Here is a 19,898-nt window from a genome sequence, read left to right as displayed (position 1 = left end):
TACGTGATGGGTGGAAGGAGGCGGGTTCAGAACTCGACGGGGTAGGGCGCGAGTTCGCCGCTTTCGTAGCGCTGGGGCAGATCGGGGGTGGCGTTCTCCCAGACCAGCAGCATCGAGCGCTTGGTCGAATAACCCTGATGGCGGATGTCGGCGGGCATGGCGCAGATGTCTCCTGCGCGCATGGTGACGCGGGCGCGCGGCGCGCCGGTGTCCTTGTCGCCGATGTCCCAGACGATTTCGTCGGACAGTTGCAGGAACCATTCGACGCGGTCATTGCCATGGAACACCGGCAGGATGAACTCCTCGGTGGTGGGGCAGAACAGGCTGGCGCCGCAGACGGAGGTGACAGAAGGGTTCCAGGTCACGTCCGAGCGCGACAGGTACTTGAACAGGCTGAACGCGTGCAGCGCGCCCTCGTAGCCCGGTTCGGCCTGGATCTGCGGCTCATCCTGGGTCACGTCGGCGAAGGCGCGGTTGACCGGCAGGTCGTCGCGCAGCGGCGAGTCTTCCGGCAGGCCGGGCATGCGGCGCGTGGCGATGCGCGAACGCTCGATGGCGGCGATGTTGTCGCCGTGCTTGCGGCCGAAGGCGGAGCCGGTTTCCTCGGGCGCGGCGAACGGATCGAAGCCTTCGTTGGTCCAGTCGTGCAGCATGGCCTTGAAGGTGGCCATGATGAGCGGCGTGTCGAAGGTTTCCGTGTAGTCCACGCCCGCGGCCTTCATGACGCCGTTGAACGAGCCGGCGTAGACGTCCACCTTGCCGTAGTGGTTGCGCGTGCCGAACACGTGGTCGAAGTTGACCCAGCCGTAGAAGAAGCCCCAGGCCACGTCGCGCATCAGCGCGCGCAGGAAAGCGTCGGCCGCGATGGCGTGGGTGCGCGTCTGGCCCTTGGAAGGCCAGTGCACCTTGACGAAGTATTCGTCACGGGTGAAGGTGAACGCGCCGAGATCGAAGCGCTTGTAGCCGGTGACGGCGTCGGCGGGCCTAGCCACGACTTTGCCGGCGGCGAAGGAAGAGGCGGGAGCGGGGGTGTCCAGCATGGCCATATCGGTACTCCAGAAAAGGAAAAAGGGGGGCGGCTTACTGCAGGCAGATGTCCGCCCACTTCTCGACGGACAATTCGCCGGCGCGGGTCTGGATCAGCAGCACGCCCGGATACGGTGCGGTGAAGCGGTAGGCGCAGCCGGCGGGCAATAGGCATTGGTGTCCGCGGCCCAGCAGCACGCGGCCCATGGGCTTGCCGGCGGGGGCCGTCCCCGCCAGCGCCGTGCCGTCAGCGGCGGGGGGCGGCTGGTCCAGCGCCAGGAACTCGACCTGGGCCTGGCCGTCCATCAGGATCGCGAACTCGTCGTGGCTGCAGGCGTACCAAGGCGATACGCCTTCGGCGCGCAGCGTTTCGATGACGTATTCCAGGTTCTTGCCGACGACGACCTTTTCGTAGGGCGCCGAGTTCGCGGCCACCTCGAAAATGTTGGAAAAGACGTAATGGCGCGGCGAGCCTTGCGTGATCTCGATCGAGCCCTTGCGGTAATCCTTGAGCGAGCCGAAGACGGTGGTCGGTGTTGCGGTGTTCATGGTGCCTCCTGTGTCGGGTACTGCTGCCCGCGCGGCGGAAAGGGCGCGGACGGGGGAAAGGGGCGGGCGTCTCAGTCCACCTTGAGATTGATCTTGCGGATGACGCCGGTCCATTTGGCGGCGTCCTCGCGCAAGCGCAGCGCAGTGGCGTCGGGCGATTCGGGCTGCGGATCGAGGTCGTTGCCTTGCAGCTTCTGCTTCACCTCCGGAAGCGCCAGGGCGCGCGCCACCTCCGTATTCATGCGTTGCACGATGGCGGCCGGCGTGCCTTTGGGCGCGAACAGCATTTCGCGGAAGGTGGCGTCGTAGCCGGCCACGCCGGCCTGCTGCATGGTCGGCACGTCCGGCGCCTGGACCGAGCGCGCGCTGCCCGACACCGCCAGCCCGTAGAGCTTGCCGGCCGCAACGTAGGGCGCGACCACCGGCGAGGCCAGATAACCGCAGGGCACCTGGCCGGCCAGCACGTCCTGCGTGGCGGGCGACGGCCCCTTGTAGGGGACGTGCAGGATGTCCAGGCCGGCGCCCGACAGATAGAGCTCCATCGCCAGATGGCCAGGCACGCCCTGGCCGCCGGAGGCATAGCTGAGGGCGCCGGGCGTCTTCTTGGCTTGCGCGTCCAGCTGCGCCAGCGTGCGCAGGCCCGAGGCGGCCGAGCACACCAGCATCTGGTTGAAGTTCGCCAGCGCGACCACCGGCGTCAGGTCGTCGGCCTTGAAATTCAGCTTGCGGTAGATGGCGGGGTTGATGGTGACGACGGTGTCGGGCGCTTCGAGGAAGGTGTAGCCGTCGGCGGGCGCACGGACCACCGCTTCGGCGCCGATGTTGCCGCCCGCGCCGGGGCGGTTCTCGACGATGACCGGCTGCTTGAGCGACTGCCCCACGGCGTCGGCCACGATGCGCGCGGCGGTGTCGCCCGGCGATCCCGCGGGGAAGGCGACCACGATGCGGATGGCGCGCGTGGGCCACTCCTCCTGCGCCTGGACGTGCGACGCCGTGCTGGCGGCCATACAGGCTGCCAGCGCAAGTAATTGCGATTTCATGCTGTCTCCTGAGTTTATTTTTTCAGGCGCCCTGGTCCGGGCGCGCTGCGCTACCACCTGCCGATATGGATGCCGACCGAGTCCTCCTTGCGTGTCCATCCCGTCATGGCGGCGTGGCTGACGGTGGGGTGGATCCTGCGGTTGCGCAGCCAGTCGAACAGCATGGCCTGGTAGCGTTCCCGCACGGACGCGTGCGCGGGATCCGCGCCCAGGTCGTCGTACTCGTCCGGGTCGGCGCGCAAATCGAACAGCTGCGGACGCAGGCCTTCGAAATGGACGTACTTCCAATCGTGGTCGCGCACCATGATGGTGTGGCAGCCGTCGGCGGGACGGCCCAGCGGTTCGCGCACGAAGTCGCGGAACGCGTAGTTGTTTTCCGAGAACACGGCGCGGCGCCAGTCGGAGGGTTCCTCGCCGCGCAGCAGCGGCAGCAGGGAACGGCCTTCGAGGATGTGGTCGGGGATCTCGGCGCCCAGCGCGTCCAGGATGGTGGGCACCAGGTCGATCGCTTCCACCAGCCGCGATTCCACCACGCCGCGGCGCGCGCCGTCGCCGGGCAGGCGCACGATCAGCGGCACCTTGGCCACGCAATCGTGAAACAATTCCTTCTCGCCCAGGTAGTGGTCGCCCAGGTAGTCGCCATGGTCGCTGCAGAAGATGACCATGGTGTCCTGGTCGCGGCCGCTGCGCCGCAGGTAGTCGAACAGCACGCCCAATTGGTCGTCGACCTGCTTGATGAGGCCCATGTAGGTGGGTATCACGGTCTCGCGCACCTGGTCGCAGGAAAAGTTCCTGCTGACCTCGGCCTGGCGAAAGCCCTGCAGCACGGGATGCGCGTTTTCGAGTTCGCGCGCCGCGCGTTTGGCGGGTTGCATGTCGTCGGCCGAGTACATGGCGTGGTACGGCGCGGGTGCGACATAGGGCCAGTGCGGCTTGATGTAGGACAGATGCAGCACCCAGGGCTGCTCGCCGCTTTGCTCCATGAATTCGATCGCGCGCCGCGTCATGTAGGGCGTTTCGGAGTCGGCTTGCGCGACGCGCGCCGGCAGGCCGGCATAGCGCATGTTCCAGCCGGACAGGATCTCGCCGTTGGCGCCCAGCGCCGAGTTGGCGTGGTCGTGCCAGGGATTGGCGCCGTCGTAGCCTTGCTTGCGCAGGTATTGCGTGTAGTGGTGCGATTCGTCGCTGAAGCCCGGCGGCCAGATGCCGTCGTCGCGGTCGTAGGGCTCGAAGCCGCCTTGCGCGGCCAGCAGGCCGCTGGCGCTTGCCGGATCTATGCCCAGGCGCCGCATGCCGGACCTGTCGGCCTCCACGTGGGTCTTGCCCGCCACCGCCACGCGCACGCCCAGGGGGCGCAGGTAGTCGCCCAGCGTCATTTCGCTGACAGGCATGGGGACGAAGTTCCACACCGCACCGTGGCTGGTGACATAGCGGCCGGTGTAATAGGACATGCGCGACGGCCCGCAGACCGGGCCCTGCACGAAGGCATTGTCGAAACGCATGCCTTCGGCGGCCAGACGATCGATATTGGGGGTGCGCAGGCACGGGTGCCCATAGCAGGACAGGTAGTCCCAGCGCAGTTGGTCGCACATGATCCAGAGCACATTGCGTACAGCCTGTCCGCTCATTCCCGCCTCTCTTCCCGTTCCGCCAGCCACCGCGGCTTGCGTTAGACGCCACGATATTTCGCGGGGGCTGGGCGGCTCAAGCAGGTTTTGCTAGAGTTTCACTGAGTGAAATTTCCGGTTGTGCTGAAAGAGGGGGCGCAATGAGCCGTTGGACGCCGAAGGTAAAGACCATAGACGCGCTGGAGCGCGGCCTGATCGTGCTGGACGAGGTGCGCGCCACGCAGGGCGCAAGCCTGCAGGAGCTGCATGTGCGCACCGGCTACGCCAAGGCCACGCTGCTGCGCATCCTGGCGACGCTGCAACTGCGCGGACTGATCTGGCGGCGGATCGCGGACGACTATTTTTGCCCCGCCAGCTCGCTCAACGAGCCCAGCCGGCGCGCGCGCGTGCTGGATCTGCTGGGCCAGTGCGCGGCGCCGGAGCTGGACCGGCTGCAGGCGCAGGTACTGTGGCCGTCGGACCTGACGGTGCGCCGCGGCACCGCCATGATCGTGCGCGAAACCAACCGCAGCCAGTCGTACTTCACCATCCGCCGCGACAACATCGGCTTCCAGATCAACATGCTGCGCTCCGCGGTGGGGCGCGCGTATCTGGCGTTCTGCGCCGACAAAGAGCGCGATTCGATCCTGGCCGCGCTGCGCCGCAGCCGCCGCGAGGGCGACGCGCTGGCCCACGATTGCGCCGCCGTGGAGAAAATGCTGGAGCAGACACGCCGCCAAGGCTACGGCCTGCGCGAGCAGCGCTTTGGCGGCGACTACGACAAGACCCGCAAGGATCAGAACGACAGGCTGGAGGCCATCGCCCTGCCTATCCTGGCCGCGCCGGGGCGGCTCTACGGCTGCGTCAACATCGTGTGGATCCAGGGCGTACGCACGGCCGAGCAGATGGTGGAGCAGTGCCTGGAGCCGCTGTGCCGCACGGCGCGGGCCATCTCCGCCGGGATGAACCGGCGCGATTGAAGCCGTTCAGGCCTTGGCGGCCTTCGCCTCTGCGCGCGCCTGCGCGATGATGGCGCGGGCGGTCCAGCGCGCTACGTCCGTGAGTTCGGCCAGCTCCAGTTTCCAGATGTCCTTCAACACCAGGAACACCTCCGTCCCATAGACCAGCGACAAGGCCTGGGCCACGCGGTCCAGCTGGGCCGGGGTCAGCTCGGGCGCCAGCGGCGCGATGGCGCGCCTGAGGATGTCGACGCGATGGCCGCGCACCAGCCGGGGTTCGGTTGCGGCGCGTCCGGCGCTGGCTTCGGCGTGCTGCTGCAGCGACACCATGATGGCGGCGCGCAGCGGCGCTTCGTGCGCTGCCAGCCGGGGGTAGGCGAAGCGCAGCAGTTCGTCGATGCGGTCGGCGGCGTCGGGCGCGGCAGAGTCCCAGGCCAGGATGGGCCCGAGGCTCTCGTCCACCACGGCTGCGATCAGCGCGCTCTGGCTGGGAAAGTAGCGATAGGCGGTGGCGCGCGATACCTGCGCGTGTTCGGCCAGTTCGGCCACCGACGGCGTGATGCCCTGGGCCATCAGCCGCTGCGCCGCATCCAGCAGGATCTTGCGCATGCGCGCGCGCGGCCCGTGCGGCGGTTCGCCGCTGGCGGCGGCTTGCGGACTGGCCGGCGCGATCAGGCGCGCCGTGCCGGCCGCGGAGGGGGCGGGAGTTTGACGTGAGACAGGTGTCTCAGTATGATTCTTTCGTCTCATTTCTAGATTCTACAGGCCTCGCGGCCTCACATATCGAGGCGCGCACCGAGTGTAGCCGCCCGCGGAGGAGTCATGACGCATACGAATCGGCGGATCTACGTGGCCGCCACCTATGACACCAAGGGCCAAGAGGCTGAGTACGTGATGGACCTGCTGCGCCGGGACGGACTGGATCCGGTATCGGTGGACGTGTCCACTTCCGGCGCCGCCAGCGCGGCACAGGTGCAGGCCAGCGAGGTGGCCGCCAGCCATCCGGGCGGCGCCGGCGCGGTCTTCACCGGCGACCGTGGCACGGCCATCGCGGCCATGGCGCTGGCGTTCGAACGCTACGCGGCCGGCAACGCCGGGATAGGCGCGCTGCTGGGCCTGGGCGGCTCGGGCGGCACCGCGCTGATCACGCCCGCCATGCGCGCGCTGCCGATCGGCACGCCCAAGCTGATGGTGTCGACGATGGCCTCGGGCAATGTCGCGCCCTATGTCGGGCCCTCGGACATCGCCATGATGTATTCCGTGACCGACGTCGCGGGCCTGAACCGCATTTCCCGCCGGGTGCTGGCCAATGCCGCCGGCGCGATCGGCGGCGCCTTCAAACAGGCGGCGAGCGCCACGGCCGATGACGGCCGGCCCGCCGTGGGCATCACCATGTTCGGCGTCACCACCGCCTGCGTGCAGCAGGTGACGCCGCTGCTGGAGTCCCGCTACGACTGCCTGGTGTTCCATGCCACCGGCACGGGCGGGCAGTCGATGGAAAAGCTGCTGGACAGCCATCTGCTGGGCGGCGTGCTGGACCTGACCACCACCGAAGTCTGCGACTTCCTGTTTGGCGGCGTGCTGGCCTGCACCGAGGACCGCTTCGGCGCAGTGGCCCGCACCGGACTGCCTTACGTGGGCTCCTGCGGCGCGCTGGACATGGTGAATTTCGGCGCCATGGACACCGTTCCGGAACGCTACCGCGGCCGCAAGTTCTATCCGCACAATCCGCAGGTGACGCTGATGCGCACCACCGTGGAAGAAAACACCCGCCAGGGCGAGTGGATCGCCGCCAGGCTGAATCAATGCCAGGGTCCGGTGCGCTTCCTGATCCCGGAGGGCGGCGTCTCTGCGCTGGACGCGCCGGGACAGGCGTTCTGGGATCCGGAAGCCGACGCCGCGCTGTACGCGGCGCTGGAGGCGAATCTGGTGCAGACCGCCGACCGCCGCCTGGTGCGCGTGCCGTGCCATATCAACGACCCGCTCTTCGCCCAGACCGCGGTCGACCAATTTCTTGAAATCGCTACACACTGAGGACCGCCGCCATGCCGCGCTTTGACCGCAACGAACTCCTGGACAAGTATCGCGCCATGGTGCGCTCGCGCACGCCCATCGTCGGCGGCGGCGCGGGCACCGGCTTGTCGGCCAAGTGCGAGGAAGCGGGCGGCATCGACCTGATCGTGATCTATAACTCGGGCCGCTACCGCATGGCGGGGCGCGGGTCGCTGGCGGGGCTTCTGGCTTATGGCAACGCCAACGAGATCGTGGTGGACATGGGGCGCGAAGTCCTGCCGGTGGTAAAGAAGACGCCGGTGCTGGCCGGCGTCAATGGCACCGATCCGTTCTGCGATTTCGACGTGTTCCTGGACGACCTCAAGCGCCAGGGCTTTGCCGGCGTGCAGAACTTTCCCACCGTGGGCCTCATCGACGGCACCTTCCGCGCCAACCTGGAAGAGACCGGCATGGGCTACGCGCTGGAAGTGGACATGATCCGCCTGGCCCACAAGAAGGGCATGCTGACCACGCCCTACGTGTTCAATGAGGACGACGCCGTCGCCATGACGAAGGCCGGCGCCGACATCATCGTGGCCCATATGGGCCTGACGACCGGCGGCTCGATCGGCGCCGAGACCGCGCAGACGCTGGACGGTTGCGTGGCGGCCATCGACCGCATCGCCGCGGCCGCGTTGGCGGTGCGCCCGGATATCATCGTGCTGTGCCACGGCGGTCCCATCGCCACGCCCGAAGACGCAGCCTACGTGCTGCGCGCGTGCAAGCATTGCCATGGCTTCTATGGCGCCAGCTCGATGGAGCGGCTGCCCACTGAACAGGCACTGACCGCGGCAACGCGCGAGTTCAAGAGCCTGACGTTCTGATTCCGTCGCTTCCGACGTTTTCTCCATCCCTGGGCCGCGCGCCCGCAGGAGTCCGCATGCCGCATACCGTACACGTCAGCGCCATCATCCACGCGCCGCTTCAGAAAGTCTGGGCCAGTTTCCGCGACTTCAACGGCCTGGCCGCCTGGCATCCCGGCATCGCCGAAAGCCGCCTGGAAGAGGGCGGCCGCCATGACGCCGTAGGCAGCGTGCGGCACCTGTCGCTCAAGCCTTCCGGTTTCGTCCGCGAGCAGTTGCTGATGCTGGACGATCCGGGCACGGCGCTGCGCTACTCCATCATCGAGACCGACCTGCCCATGCGCGACTACATCGCCGGCGTGTCCCTGCATGCCGTCACCGAGGGCGGCCACACGCTGGTGGAGTGGTGGGCGGATTTCCGCGTCGAGGGCGCGGAGCTGAGCGACGTGGCCAACGCCGTGGGCCGCAACGTGTTCGCGGCGGGGCTGGCGGCGCTGGATGAGAAGCTGCGCGGAGCCTGATCGCGCCGAGCCTGTCTTTCAGGCTTTCAAACCCTTGGCCGGCATGCGCTTGCAGCCGGCCGGCAGCGGCGCGCTGCGCAGGTAGTCGTGGATGGCGCGAATCAGCGCCTGCGCGGCGGGGCTCAAGGGGTATTCCTTGTGCCGGATGATGCAGACTGTGCGCACGACAGTGGGCCGCGCCAGCAATGCGTAGGCCAGTCCCGGCTCCATTACCCGCTGCGCGGCCAGCGCAGGCAGTAGCGCCACGCCCAGGCCGGCCTGGACCAGCGCCGCCTGCGAGGTGGTGCTGGACGCTTCGTAGAATGGCGCGCCGGCTTCTATCGGCAGGTCGGCGCGGGCGCGCAAGAGCGCCATGATGCCGGTCTCGTCCACCACCCCCACCAGTTTGCGGCCGGCCAGGTCCGACCAGCGCATCGTGCCGTCGCGCGCGGGGCGCAGGCTGGCGTCGTCTTCCCGGTACAACACGCCGAAACGATCTTCCAGCAGGGCGTCGAACTGCAGGCCGGGCGCGTCGGCCCAGCGGCTGGTCAGGCCAAAGTCGACCTCGCGCGCGGCGACCTTGCGCTGGATGCGGCCGGAGTTGTCATCGCTGAGATACAGGCGCACCGCCGGGTAGCGGGCGGAAAACGCCGCGGCGGCGGGCGCGATGATCTGCGTGATGGCAGACGGCGCTGCCGCCACCCCGACCCGACCGCGCTCCAGCGCGCCATAGCGCTGCACGTCGTCTATCACCCCATCGAAATCCGCCAGCAGCCGCATGACGCGCGGCAGGAATTCCTCGCCGGCCGCCGTCAGCAGCACGCGCCGGCTGGTGCGCGCGAACAGTTGCGTGGCGAGCGCGTCTTCCAGCTGCCGCACCAGGCTGGTCACCGACGACTGCGTCTGGAAGAGGCGCTTGGCCGCGTGCGTGAAGCTGGATTCCTGGGCCACCGCGACGAAGGCGGTCAGGTGCTTCAGGGTGACGTGCTTGGGCAGACGATTCATTTCAAGTAGCGATAGATGGATCAATAAAAACAATTTTCCCAGATTGATCCGGCCGACGATACTAGACCCTTTCGGCGTCCGCTGGCCTGGCGTATCCGCCGGCGACACCCTCAAGGCGGGAGCACCATGCGGCAGGAACCTCTGGATCTGATCATTGAAGGCGGCTGGGTCATCGACGGCCTGGGCGGCCCACGTCGGCGCGCCGACGTGGGCGTGGCGGGCGAGCGCATCGCCGCCATCGGCGACCTGTCGGGCAGGACTGCCACGCGCCGGGTGGACGCGCGCGGCAAGATCGTGGCCCCCGGCTTCATCGATGTGCATGGCCACGACGACCTGATGTTCGTGGAGCGGCCCGGCCTGGAATGGAAGACCACCCAGGGCATCACCTCGGTGGTGGTGGGCAATTGCGGCGTGAGCGGCGCCCCGGCGCCCTTGCCGGGCAATACGGCCGCGGCGCTGGCCCTGCTGGGGGAGACGCCGCTGTTCGCCGACATGCAGGCCTATTTCGGCGAGTTGCGCGCGCAGCAGCCCATGATCAATGTGGCGGCCCTGGTGGGGCACGCCAACCTGCGACTGGCCGCCATGCGCGACCCCGCGGCGCAGCCTACGGCCGAAGAACAGGACAGCATGCAGCGCATGCTGGACGAAGCCCTGGCCGCGGGCGCGGTGGGCTTCAGCACGGGCCTGGCCTACCAGCCTGGCGGCGCGGCGCGTCCCGCTGAACTGGAGGGGCTTGCGCGGGTGGCGGCGGCGCGCGGCGCCATGCATACCAGCCATATCCGCAACGAAGGCGACGAGGTCGAGGCGGCCGTCGACGAGGTGCTCTCGGTTGGTCGTAACACCGGTTGCGCCACCGTGCTGTCGCACCACAAATGCATGATGCCGCAGAACTGGGGCAAGAGCCGCGCCACGCTGGCCAACATCGACCGCGCGCGTGGCGAGGGCGTCGAGGTGGCGCTGGACATCTACCCGTACCCCGGCAGCTCCACCATCCTGATTCCAGAGCGCGCCGAGACCATCGAGGACATACGCATCACCTGGTCCACGCCCCATCCCGAATGCGGCGGCCAGTTTCTCAGCGACATTGCGGCGCGCTGGGGCTGCGACAAGACCACCGCGGCGCAGCGGCTGTGTCCCGCGGGCGCGATCTACTTCGCCATGGACGAGGCCGAGGTCCAGCGCATCTTCCAGCACGAATGCTGCATGGTGGGCTCGGACGGCCTGCCCAACGACGCCCATCCGCATCCCCGGCTGTGGGGCAGCTTTACGCGCGTGCTGGGCCGCTACGTGCGCGAGGCCGAGCTGATGACGCTGGAGACCGCGGTCGCCAAGATGACTTCCCTGCCGGCCCGCGTGTTCGGCCTGGCCGAGCGCGGCCAGCTGAGCGAGGGCGCCTGGGCCGACATCGTTGTGTTCGACGCCGACACGGTCGAGGACCGCGCCACCTGGGAGGCGCCGACGCTGGCTTCCGCGGGCGTGGAGCACGTGCTGGTCAACGGCCAGCAGGTCTTCCCGGCCGAAGCCGGCATGGCCCGCCCCGGGATGGCCCGCCCCGGCAAGATCCTGCGCCGTGAAGCAATGGCGCAAGCCGCCGCCGGCGCGGCCACATAAGAATTCCAACCATCCGTACAGGAGACATACCCATGATGCGCAAGACTTGCGTAGCCCTGGCGCTGGCCGCCATGCTGCCCGCCGCCCACGCGGCTTTTCCCGACCATCCCATCACGCTGATCGTGCCGTTCCCGGCGGGCGGCCCGACCGATATCGTGGGCCGGCTTGCGGCCGCCAAGGCGGGCGAGATCCTGGGCCAGCAGATCGTCGTGGAGAACCGCACGGGCGCGTCCGGCACCATAGGCATGACCGCCACCGCACGGGCCAAGCCGGACGGCTACACCGTGGGCTTGGCCACCGTCAGCACGCACGGCACCGCGCCGCACCTGTTCCCCAAGCTGGCTTACGATCCGGTGAAGGATTTCACGCCCGTCAGCAACCTGGTCACCAGCCCCAACATCCTCAGCGTGAATCCGCAGTTTCCAGCCAAGACGCTGGCCGAGTTCGTCGAGCACGTGCGCGCCAATCCCAACAAGGACGGCTATGCCAATGCCGGCGCGGGCGGCGTGAACGACCTGGGCATGATCTGGTTCCTGCAGATCATCGGCGGCAAGATGAACAGCATTTCCTATCGCGGTTCGGCGCCAGCGCTGACCGATACGGTGGGCGGCGTGGTGCCGGTGATCTTCGACAATTTCCCGTCGTCGCTGCCCTATCTGAAGAGCAATCACCTGCGCGCCCTGGCCATCACCGGCGCCCAGCGCAACCCGCGTCTGCCGGACGTGCCGACGTTCGCGGAGCAGGGTTACAAGGATTACGACGTGACGGCCTGGTACGGCGTGGTGGGACCTGCCGGCATGCCTGACGACGTGCGCGACAAGCTGGCCGACGCCTTCGCCCGCGCCGTGCGCGATCCGGCGACCGCGGCCAAGATGGAAGAGACGGGCGCGTTCCCGCTGGGCAATACTCCGGCCGAATTCGGCCAGCAGATCGGCGCCGAGCGCGACCGCTGGAAGACCGTGATCGAGAAGGCCGATATCAAGCTGCAGTAAACACAGCTCAGTACACGTCGCGGCGGTAGCGGCCGTCGCGCTGCATGGCCTGCAGGCGCGCGGCGCCCAGTATGTCCTGCAGGGCGGCGTCCACGCCGCCGGCCATGCCTTGCAGGCTGCCGCAGACGTAGATCGCGGCGCCGGCATCGGCCCAGGCGCGCACGGCCTGGGCCTCATCGCGCAGATGGTGCTGCACGTAGCGGCGGTCGGCCTGGTCGCGTGAGAACACCGCGTCCACGCGTTCCAGCGTGCCGTCGGCGCGCCAGGCGTCGATCTCTTCCTGGCAGAACCAGTCATGCGCCGCATTGCGTTCGCCGAACACCAGCCAGTTGCGACGGCGGCCCGCGGCGCGGCGCGCCTTGATCAGCGCGCGCAGGCCGGCCAGGCCGGTGCCGTTGCCCACCAGCAGCAGCGGACGGTCGTCGGCAGGGGCGTGGAAATTGCGGTTGACGCGCACGCGCAGGTCGATCGCGTCGCCGGGCTGGGCGATGTGGGTGAGCCAGCCGCTGCCCAGGCCCAGCGCGCCATCGGCGCCGCGCATCTGGCGCACCAGCAACTGGATCGAACCGTCTTCCGGCAGCGATGCGATCGAGTATTCGCGATGCGCGAGCAAGGGGCCGCCGGCTTCGCGCCGCGGGCCGATCTCGGCGATGTCGCCGGCCTGCCAGCCGCGCACGCCATCGGCTGGCGGCGTCAGCGTCAGCAGGTAGCAGGGGCCGCCCTGGCTATGTGGATTGAGCTGCTCGCGCGCGGCCAGGCGCCAGGATTCGTACACCGGCGCCTGCCAGTCGGGCAGGTCGCTGCGTCCGGCCAGCAGGCCCAGGTGGTGTTGCCAATGGCGCAGGGCGGCGGGGTCGCCGTTGTCGACTTCCACCAGGTCGAACAGCGGCGTCGCGCCCTGCGCGTGCAGCCAGTCGTCCAGGCGATGGCCGAAGCCGCAGAACTGGGCGTATTCGCTGTCGCCCAGCGCCAGCACCGCGTAATGCGCGCCGGCCAGCGCCGGGGCCGTCTGCTGCATCTGTTCGGCGAAGGCCGCGGCGGCATCGGGCGGATCGCCTTCGCCATAGGTGCTGACCACGAACAGCATGCGGCGATACGCCGCAAGACGCTTGGCATCCAGCTGTTCCAGCGAGGCCACGCGCACGGCGAGGCCGCCCGCGCGCAGGGATTCGGCGGTCTGCGCCGCCAGCGATTCGGCATAGCCGGTCTGCGTGGCATAGGCGACCAGCAACGTGTCTTCAGGGACGGGCGCCTGCAGGGCTTGCAAGGCCTGCTCCTGCTGCGCCTGATGGCGCTTGGCGCGGCGGCGGGCCCAGACGCACAGAAGCAGCCAGGCGCCCACCACGCATGCTGCCGCGATCAACCGGGTTGCTGGCATGTCGTCAGGCTATAGCGGCAAGCGCCTGGAATGCGGGCGTGGCGACGACGCGCCAGGCGTCGCGCTCGCGCAGGATGAACAAGGCCGCCAGATCGTGGCGGCGCGCATAGGCCAGGCCCTCGTCTTCGCCCAGCACGGTCAGGGCGGTGGCGAGCGCGTCGGCCTGCATGCATCCGGAATGCAGCACGGTGACCGAGGCCAGATTGTTGCGCACCGGCAGTCCGGTGCGCGGATCGATGGTGTGGGCGTAGCGCTCGTCGCCGTTGCCCGCGTGGCGGCGGTAATCGCCCGAGGTGGCGATGCTGCGGTCGGATAGCGGCAGGGCCAGCGCATGGTCGTCGCTCGCGTCCGGCACTTCGATCGCGACGCGCCAGGGCTGGCCGTCGGGCCGTTTGCCGCGCGCGCGCAATTCGCCGCCCACTTCGACCAGGTATTGGGTGATGCCCAGGGCATCGAGCGCCATCGCGGCGCGGTCCACGCCGTAACCCTTGGCGATGGAGGAAAGATCTAGATAGGCGCCGCCCGGCTGCAGCGCGGCGTGGCGTTCGGTGTCGAGCCGCACGCGGCGCCAGCCGCAGCGCGCGCGCGCCGCCTCGATGGCGGCAGGCGCGGGCGGCTCGAAGGCGCGCTGGTGCGGTCCGAATCCCCAGGCGTTCACCAGCGGTCCTACCGTGGGGTCATACGCGCCGCCAGTGTCCCCGGCCAGCGCCAGCGCGTGGCTCAGCACATGGAAGAATTCCGCCGGCAATTCCTGCCAGCCGGCCGCGGCCTGGTTGTAGCGCGTGATGTCGGAATCCGCCTCCCAGGTGCTCATCTGGGCGACCACTTCGTCCAGTGCCGCCTGGATGGCATGGCGCGCCGCGGCTTCCGTGCGTCCGGCCGGCAGCGCCATGCGCGCCGACCAGGTGGTTCCCATGGTGGCGCCGGCCAACGCCGCGGGCGCCGCCGGCATTGCCGGCATGGCGCCATAGGCGACGCGCACGGCAGCGGCCGGCGCGCCGCGCTGGGCGTAGGAAGGAGAGTTGGCCATGCGCCTGCGGCGGCTTAGGGCTGCAGCACTTCGACCGTGCCCGCGTAGGACAGGCGGCGCTTCTTGGCTTGCGGCACGCTGACCTTGGCGTCTTCCATGCCGGCCTCGATCCAGTACAGGCCGGGCTGCGGCCACTTCACGGAGAACTTGCCGTCCTTGTCCGTCTTCAGCTGGATTTCGCCGACCTTGTCGCGATAGCGGCTGCCGCCGGGCACCACGTTGACTTCCAGTTCGGCGGCGGGCTTGCCGTCCAGCAGCATCTGGAAGGTGGCGGGCTCGTCGGTGAACAGGTCGTTCGGGTGGGTCACGGGCGCCAGTTCCAGGCCGCGGCCGACTGGCTTGACGGCCGAAGGCTTGCCGGCGGTCACGAAGGTTTCGACGCGGCCCAGGCTTTGCGAGACTTCCAGTTCATCGGCCTTGGCCGGCACGGCCTGCGCCAGGCCTTCGGGCTTGCCGAAGTAGCGCTTGTTCTTGCCGTCTTCCTTCCAGCGCGCGAACACGCCGTCGTTGACCACGGCCACGCGGTAGGTGCCGGCCTGCTTCAGTTGCAGGTCGAAGGTGCTGCGCAGCTTGCCCTTGTTGATGTTCTCGGCTTCGGCGGCGCTGCCGTCCGGGGCCGTCACGGCCAGGCCGTCCAGGCGCAGCGGGGCGTGGTTGAAATAGAACTTGTCGTTGCCGACGGCGGCGTCGACGGTGACCCAGCTGTCGGTGCCCGACAGCACCGTCGAGGACGGCACCATCCAGACGTCATGCGCCTGGGAGGCGAAGGGCAGGCACAGCGCCAGGGCGGCGGCCAGTTTGGCGGCGGATTTCATCGTTGCGCTCCTAGGGGATCTCAAGGTTTCAGGTCGAGCGCGATGGCGCCCAGTTCGTGTTCGCCGCGCGCGGTCAATTGCTCGGCTTTTTGCGGCGGCCATTGGAAGGGAATGCGCAGCAGCTCGCGGCCGCCGACTTCGCGTGCGGCTTCGACCACCACGGCGTACTGGCCGGGCTTCAGGCCCGACAGCGGCTTGCTGGCCGCGTCAAAGCTCAGCGCATGCTTGCCCACGGGCTTGGTCGCGCCGCTGACGCCGTCCACCGGGAACTGCTGGTTGCGGCCGCTGCGGCGCCACCATTGGCGCATGTCCTTGAGCCATTCCGTGCCTTCGTTGTTCTTCTTGGCCACGTCGTACCAGACGGCCAGGTCGCTCGCGACGCTCTGATCCGGGTTTTCGATCCAGATCGCGACGTAGGGGCGGTGGTACTCCGCCACGTCCAGGCGCGGGATCTCGATGGACAGGCCGATGTCGGCCGCTTGGGTCGTTCGGGCGATCAGGCCGGCCAGCAGGGCCGACAGCAACAGCTTGCGCATGGAAATCTCCAGGGGCGGATCGTTGGAATCAATGTATGAAAAGCAGGGCCAGCACCACCGGGATCACCACGCCCAGGCCGACCATGGGCCAGGTCGCGCTGCGGTTGCCGGCGTGCATCTTGAGCAGCACCAGTCCGGTCAGCGAAAAGACCAGACAGGCGACGGCGAAGATGTCCAGGAACCAGCTCCAGGCCAGGCCGGTGTTGCGCCCCTTGTGCAGGTCGTTCAGGTACGAGATCCAGCCGCGGTCGGTGCGTTCGTATTCCACGTCGCCGCTGGCCAGGTCGATGGACAGCCAGGCGTCGCCGCCGGCGCGCGGCAGCGACAGGTAGACCTCGTCGGCCGACCACTCGGCCGGTTTGCCGGCGGCGGAGGCATCCAGCGTCTGGTCCAGCCATTGCGCGACGGGCGCGGGCAGCGGCGCCTTTTTTTGGGCTGGCGGGGGGGACAGTTGCTGCAGCACGGCGTCCGGCATGCGGGCCTCGCGGCTGGTCACGACCGCCCGGGACTCGATATGCGAGGCATTGTTCAGGGTCAGGCCCGTCACCGCGAACAACAGCATGCCCAGCAGGCACAGCGCCGAGCTGATCCAATGCCATTGGTGCAGCGTCTTGAGCCAATAGGCCCGGCGGCGGGGAGTGGGTTGACTGTCCATGGGGTATAGGGTGAAAGCCCGCGGATTCTAACATTTAATGAGAATGACTCTTATAAATGCCTCCGTGGTCCGCCCAAGGAAATTTCAATTGGTTTCGGGGCAAGCGTCGGCAGAAAAGGGCGCGTCGTGGCGCCTGCCTGCCAGCGGCGATAAGATAGGCCACCCGTTACAAACACCGGAGGTCGTCATGCTTGAACAGCAAGTCGTGGATCAGATCGGTCGTCATTGGGGTTGGGTGGCGTTGCGCGGCGTCGTCGCCATCCTGTTCGGGCTCATGGCCTTGCTCATGCCTGCCATCACCTTGTCCGCGCTGGTGCTGGTGTGGGGCGCTTTCGCGCTGGTGGACGGCGTGCTGGCCCTGGTCGCCGGCGTGCGCATCCGCGACAACGGCAAACCCTTGTGGGCGCTCATCATCGTGGGCCTGCTGGGGATCGCGGCCGGCATCGTCACCTTCCTCTATCCAGGCCTGACCGCGCTCGTCCTGCTCTACATCATTGCGATCTGGGCGCTGGTGTCCGGCATATTCCAGGTTGTCGCCGCCATCCGTTTCCGCAAGGACATCCGCAACGAGTGGTTGCTCGGCCTCTCGGGCCTGGTGTCCATCCTGTTCGGCGGCATGCTGATCATGCAGCCGGGGGCGGGCGCGCTGGCGCTGGTCTGGGTCATCGGCGCCTACGCCGTGTTTTTCGGCATACTGCTGCTGGTCTTTTCCTTCCGCCTCAAACAGCACAAGGCGTCCTGAAATCCGATGTCCGCATACCAAACCCTGATTCCCCTGAATTTCCTGGCCGTGGGCCTGGGCGCCATGTTCGGCGCCTGGACCCGCTGGCTGGTCAGCATGTGGCTCAACGTGGAGTCCTGGCCCTGGGGCACCTTCGCGGTGAACCTGGCCGGCGGGTACCTGGTCGGATTGGTCCTGGCGCTGGTGGCCGGGCATCCCGAATGGCCGGCCTGGGTGCGGTTGGGCGCGATCACGGGTTTCATGGGAGGCTTGACCACGTTCTCGACCTTTTCGGCCGAGACGGTGGCGATGCTGGAGCGCGGCGCCTACGCCAGCGCGCTGGGCTATGCCGGGTTCAGCCTGATCGGGTCGCTGCTGCTGACGGCGGCCGGGCTGGCCACTGCCAGCCTGCTGCGCTAAGGCCTGCGGGCGGCGTTCAGGCTGCTGCCGGATTCAGCACGCGGGCGGCCTGCAGGCCGCTGCGCACCGCGCCTTCGAGCACGCCAGGGTAGCCCGTGTCGGTCCAGTCGCCGGCCAGCGCCAGCGTGGGCCAGGGCGTGGAATTCAATGGCCGGGTCAGGCCCGGCACCGCCGCGAAGGTGGCGCGTTTCTCGATGAACAGTTCCGCGGCCGTCACTTCCGGCATGGCCGGCAGGCGCGCGGGATGGCGCGCCGCCTGTTCGGCCACCTGGTCGATCAGCGCTTCGATGACCTGCCGGCGGTTGCGTTCCGCGATGCCGGTGGCCGCGCTGGTCACCACGGCCAGTTCGCCGGCCTTGGTGTCGCCGGCCAGCTGCGCGCGGTCGAACAGCCATTGGCCGTAGTGGTCGCGGGCGGATTCCTCGCGCAGCATCATCATGGGTTCGGGCAGGCGCCAGGGATCCTGCAGCCGCAGGTTCAGCGTGGCGATGGGCATGTACTCGAATGCCTTGAGCGCATCCAGCAGCCCGGTGGCGCCCGCTTCCCGCAGCGGGGCGTCGAGCAGCCGCGCGGCAAAGGCGGGCGGCACCGCCAGCACGGCCGCGTCGAACCGTTCCTGGTTGATGTCGATGCCTTCAGCGGACGGGCGGAGCTGGCGCACGGTGCTGCCGTAGCGCATGGTCACCTGGCGCGCGGCGGCGTCGGGCCAGAGCGCGGACAGGTCGGTGCAGGGCAGCAGCATGTCGCTGTTTTCGCGGCTGCCGGTCAGGCTGTCGCGCAGCACGCGCGCGAACAGCGCGGCGCTGGCCGTGGCGGTTGGCGTGTTCAGCGCGGCCAGGCATAGCGGTTCCCAGACCTGGCGGATCAGTGCATCCGATTGCGCGTGGTAGTGCAGCAGGTGCAGGACGGTCCATTCGCGCGGCGGCGTCCAGGCCATGGTCTTCAGGCCGCGCATCAGGCGCAGCGTCGCCAGGCGGTCCTTCCAGGCCAGGCCGCGCGCGCGCAGGATCGCCGCCGCCATGTGCAATGGGGCCGGCAGCCGCGGCGCGGCCAGGCGGAAGCGGCCGTCCAGGCTGGCCAGCTGCAGCGGCCGGCGCATCAGCAAGGCGTCCGGGTTGCGGCCGACGCGGCGCATCAGCGCCAGCGTGTGCTTGTAGGCGCCCGACAGCAGGTGCTGGCCGTTGTCCAGCGGCGCGTCGAAATCGGTGTGGAAGACGCGCCGGGCGCGGCCGCCCGGCGTATGGCCGGCTTCGAAGACGGTGACTTTGGCGCCGGCTTCGCGCAGGGCGACGCTGGCTGCCAGGCCAGCCCAGCCAGCGCCGATGACCGCGGCCTTCACCGCGCCAACCGGCGGACCAGTCCGCGTCCGCCGCCCACCCAGGTCTTCCAGGCGAGCCACAGCTTGCGCAAAGGGGTGAGCGAGATGCGCTGATGCAGCACCTGCCAGTTGTCGCGCTCGATCTCGTCGAGTAGCGCGTGGTAGATGGCCGCCATCATCAGGCCCGGGCGCTGCGCGCGGCGGTCCGCCTCGGGCAGGTTGCTCATGGCCTCGCGGTACAGTCCGCGGGCGCGCTCGGCCTGGAACTTCATCAGCGCGCTGAAGCGGTCGGAGTACTCGCCGTTCAGGATGTCCGAGGCCTTGACCTCGAATTGCTGCATGTCGTTGACCGGCAGGTAGATGCGGCCGCGCCGGGCGTCGTCGCCCACGTCGCGGATGATGTTGGTCATCTGGAACGCCAGGCCCAGCTTTTCCGCGTAGACCAGGGTCTTGGGGTCGGAGTAGCCGAAGACGCCGGCCGACAGTTCGCCCACCACGCCGGCGGCGTGCCAGCAGTATTTGCGCAGGCCCGGCCAGTCCAGGTAACGGGTCTGGTCCAGGTCCATTTCCATGCCGTCGATGACGGCCAGCAGGCGTTCGCGCGTGATCGAACAGCTTTGCAGGTGCGGCTGCAGCGCGCGCGTCACCGGGTGGTCCGGATTGCCGTTGTACATCTGGTCGACCTGCGTGCGCCACCAGGCCAGCTTGACGCGGGCCAGCGACGGGTCGGTGCATTCGTCGACCACGTCGTCCACTTCGCGGCAATACGCATACAGCGCCGTGATGGCACGCCGCCGCTCGGGCGGCAGGAAGAGGAACGAGTAGTAGAAGCTGGAACCGCTCTTGGCGGCTTTCTCCTGGCAATATTCGTCAGGGGTCAT

21 protein-coding genes are annotated in these 19,898 nt (G+C 68.6%); 8 read left to right on the top strand and 13 right to left on the bottom strand.

Annotation, left to right across the window (positions count from 1 at the left end; all coding sequences use genetic code 11):
* Window positions 1-26 precede the first annotated feature (26 nt).
* From IB259_RS09350 to IB259_RS09335, 4 genes are all read right to left on the bottom strand, one after another.
* Window positions 27-1,046: a hydroxyquinol 1,2-dioxygenase gene (locus IB259_RS09350; RefSeq protein ID WP_192328613.1), complete on the bottom strand. Its 1,020-nt coding sequence runs from the start codon at window positions 1,044-1,046 to the stop codon at window positions 27-29.
* A gap of 34 nt (window positions 1,047-1,080) precedes the next feature.
* Complete coding sequence (locus IB259_RS09345; RefSeq protein WP_192328611.1) at window positions 1,081-1,575, bottom strand: hydroxyquinol 1,2-dioxygenase; 495 nt, start codon at window positions 1,573-1,575, stop codon at window positions 1,081-1,083.
* A 71-nt stretch (window positions 1,576-1,646) separates the two neighbouring features.
* On the bottom strand, window positions 1,647-2,615 hold the full coding sequence (locus IB259_RS09340) for a tripartite tricarboxylate transporter substrate binding protein (RefSeq protein WP_054452486.1): 969 nt from the start codon (window positions 2,613-2,615) through the stop codon (window positions 1,647-1,649).
* 50 nt (window positions 2,616-2,665) lie between these two features.
* Window positions 2,666-4,243, bottom strand: a complete 1,578-nt coding sequence (locus IB259_RS09335; RefSeq protein ID WP_192328609.1) for an alkaline phosphatase family protein — start codon at window positions 4,241-4,243, stop codon at window positions 2,666-2,668.
* Between the two features lie 140 nt (window positions 4,244-4,383).
* On the opposite strand from IB259_RS09335, the gene IB259_RS09330 reads away from it, so the two are divergent.
* Window positions 4,384-5,202 (top strand): IclR family transcriptional regulator C-terminal domain-containing protein, encoded by an 819-nt coding sequence (locus tag IB259_RS09330; protein WP_156337347.1) that lies wholly within the window; start codon window positions 4,384-4,386, stop codon window positions 5,200-5,202.
* Between the two features lie 6 nt (window positions 5,203-5,208).
* Here IB259_RS09330 and IB259_RS09325 read toward each other — a convergent pair whose 3' ends face one another.
* A complete protein-coding gene (locus IB259_RS09325; RefSeq protein ID WP_054453648.1) occupies window positions 5,209-5,856 on the bottom strand; it encodes a TetR/AcrR family transcriptional regulator in 648 nt (215 codons plus the stop codon).
* Between the two features lie 147 nt (window positions 5,857-6,003).
* Between IB259_RS09325 and IB259_RS09320 the strand changes: the two genes are divergently transcribed.
* From IB259_RS09320 to IB259_RS09310, 3 genes are read left to right on the top strand one after another with little or no spacing between them, the layout of a single operon-like run.
* Window positions 6,004-7,215, top strand: a complete 1,212-nt coding sequence (locus IB259_RS09320) for a Tm-1-like ATP-binding domain-containing protein (RefSeq protein WP_119449286.1) — start codon at window positions 6,004-6,006, stop codon at window positions 7,213-7,215.
* A gap of 11 nt (window positions 7,216-7,226) precedes the next feature.
* Window positions 7,227-8,057, top strand: coding sequence for a phosphoenolpyruvate hydrolase family protein (locus tag IB259_RS09315; protein ID WP_175164168.1), 831 nt, complete (start codon window positions 7,227-7,229; stop codon window positions 8,055-8,057).
* A 56-nt stretch (window positions 8,058-8,113) separates the two neighbouring features.
* Window positions 8,114-8,557, top strand: coding sequence for an SRPBCC family protein (locus IB259_RS09310; protein ID WP_054452474.1), 444 nt, complete (start codon window positions 8,114-8,116; stop codon window positions 8,555-8,557).
* 18 nt (window positions 8,558-8,575) lie between these two features.
* Here the strand turns inward: IB259_RS09310 and IB259_RS09305 are convergent, their stop codons facing one another.
* Complete coding sequence (locus tag IB259_RS09305; protein ID WP_054452471.1) at window positions 8,576-9,541, bottom strand: LysR family transcriptional regulator; 966 nt, start codon at window positions 9,539-9,541, stop codon at window positions 8,576-8,578.
* Between the two features lie 126 nt (window positions 9,542-9,667).
* Here IB259_RS09305 and IB259_RS09300 point away from each other — a divergent pair, with 126 nt between their 5' ends.
* Window positions 9,668-11,152 (top strand): amidohydrolase family protein, encoded by a 1,485-nt coding sequence (locus tag IB259_RS09300; RefSeq protein WP_192328607.1) that lies wholly within the window; start codon window positions 9,668-9,670, stop codon window positions 11,150-11,152.
* A 32-nt stretch (window positions 11,153-11,184) separates the two neighbouring features.
* The gene (locus IB259_RS09295; protein WP_192328606.1) at window positions 11,185-12,144 is read left to right on the top strand and encodes a tripartite tricarboxylate transporter substrate binding protein BugE; all 960 of its coding nucleotides are present in this window, start codon (window positions 11,185-11,187) and stop codon (window positions 12,142-12,144) included.
* A gap of 7 nt (window positions 12,145-12,151) precedes the next feature.
* On the opposite strand, the gene IB259_RS09290 is transcribed toward IB259_RS09295, so the two are convergent.
* The 5 genes from IB259_RS09290 to IB259_RS09270 are packed head-to-tail and all read right to left on the bottom strand — an operon-like array spanning window position 12,152 to window position 16,558.
* Window positions 12,152-13,522 carry a sulfite reductase subunit alpha gene (locus IB259_RS09290; RefSeq protein ID WP_192328604.1) on the bottom strand — a complete coding sequence of 457 codons (1,371 nt, stop codon included), beginning with the start codon at window positions 13,520-13,522 and terminating at the stop codon, window positions 12,152-12,154.
* Window positions 13,523-13,526: 4 nt separating this feature from the next.
* Window positions 13,527-14,552 carry an FAD:protein FMN transferase gene (locus tag IB259_RS09285; protein ID WP_082400854.1) on the bottom strand — a complete coding sequence of 342 codons (1,026 nt, stop codon included), beginning with the start codon at window positions 14,550-14,552 and terminating at the stop codon, window positions 13,527-13,529.
* Window positions 14,553-14,566: 14 nt separating this feature from the next.
* Window positions 14,567-15,367 (bottom strand): DUF4198 domain-containing protein, encoded by an 801-nt coding sequence (locus IB259_RS09280; protein ID WP_054452460.1) that lies wholly within the window; start codon window positions 15,365-15,367, stop codon window positions 14,567-14,569.
* A 20-nt stretch (window positions 15,368-15,387) separates the two neighbouring features.
* Window positions 15,388-15,903 (bottom strand): DUF2271 domain-containing protein, encoded by a 516-nt coding sequence (locus IB259_RS09275; protein WP_192328603.1) that lies wholly within the window; start codon window positions 15,901-15,903, stop codon window positions 15,388-15,390.
* A 28-nt stretch (window positions 15,904-15,931) separates the two neighbouring features.
* Window positions 15,932-16,558, bottom strand: coding sequence for a PepSY-associated TM helix domain-containing protein (locus IB259_RS09270; protein ID WP_054452454.1), 627 nt, complete (start codon window positions 16,556-16,558; stop codon window positions 15,932-15,934).
* A 187-nt stretch (window positions 16,559-16,745) separates the two neighbouring features.
* On the opposite strand from IB259_RS09270, the gene IB259_RS09265 reads away from it, so the two are divergent.
* Both IB259_RS09265 and crcB read left to right on the top strand, forming a co-directional pair.
* The gene (locus tag IB259_RS09265) at window positions 16,746-17,300 is read left to right on the top strand and encodes an HdeD family acid-resistance protein (protein ID WP_054452451.1); all 555 of its coding nucleotides are present in this window, start codon (window positions 16,746-16,748) and stop codon (window positions 17,298-17,300) included.
* A gap of 6 nt (window positions 17,301-17,306) precedes the next feature.
* Entirely contained in the window at window positions 17,307-17,699 is a 393-nt protein-coding gene (gene crcB, locus IB259_RS09260) for a fluoride efflux transporter CrcB (RefSeq protein ID WP_054452448.1), read from the top strand.
* 16 nt (window positions 17,700-17,715) lie between these two features.
* On the opposite strand, the gene hpnE is transcribed toward crcB, so the two are convergent.
* Together hpnE and hpnD are read right to left on the bottom strand one after the other, a co-directional pair.
* Entirely contained in the window at window positions 17,716-19,038 is a 1,323-nt protein-coding gene (gene hpnE / locus IB259_RS09255) for a hydroxysqualene dehydroxylase HpnE (RefSeq protein ID WP_192328601.1), read from the bottom strand.
* Entirely contained in the window at window positions 19,035-19,898 is an 864-nt protein-coding gene (gene hpnD / locus IB259_RS09250) for a presqualene diphosphate synthase HpnD (protein WP_054452444.1), read from the bottom strand. Before hpnD ends, hpnE begins: the two co-directional genes overlap by 4 nt.

Origin of the sequence: Achromobacter sp. ACM04, assembly GCF_014851465.1 — a bacterium.
GTDB classification, from domain to species: domain Bacteria; phylum Pseudomonadota; class Gammaproteobacteria; order Burkholderiales; family Burkholderiaceae_B; genus Achromobacter; species Achromobacter aegrifaciens.
Note: the sequence above shows the minus strand (reverse complement) of the source record. Positions and strands in the feature narration are given on the sequence as shown.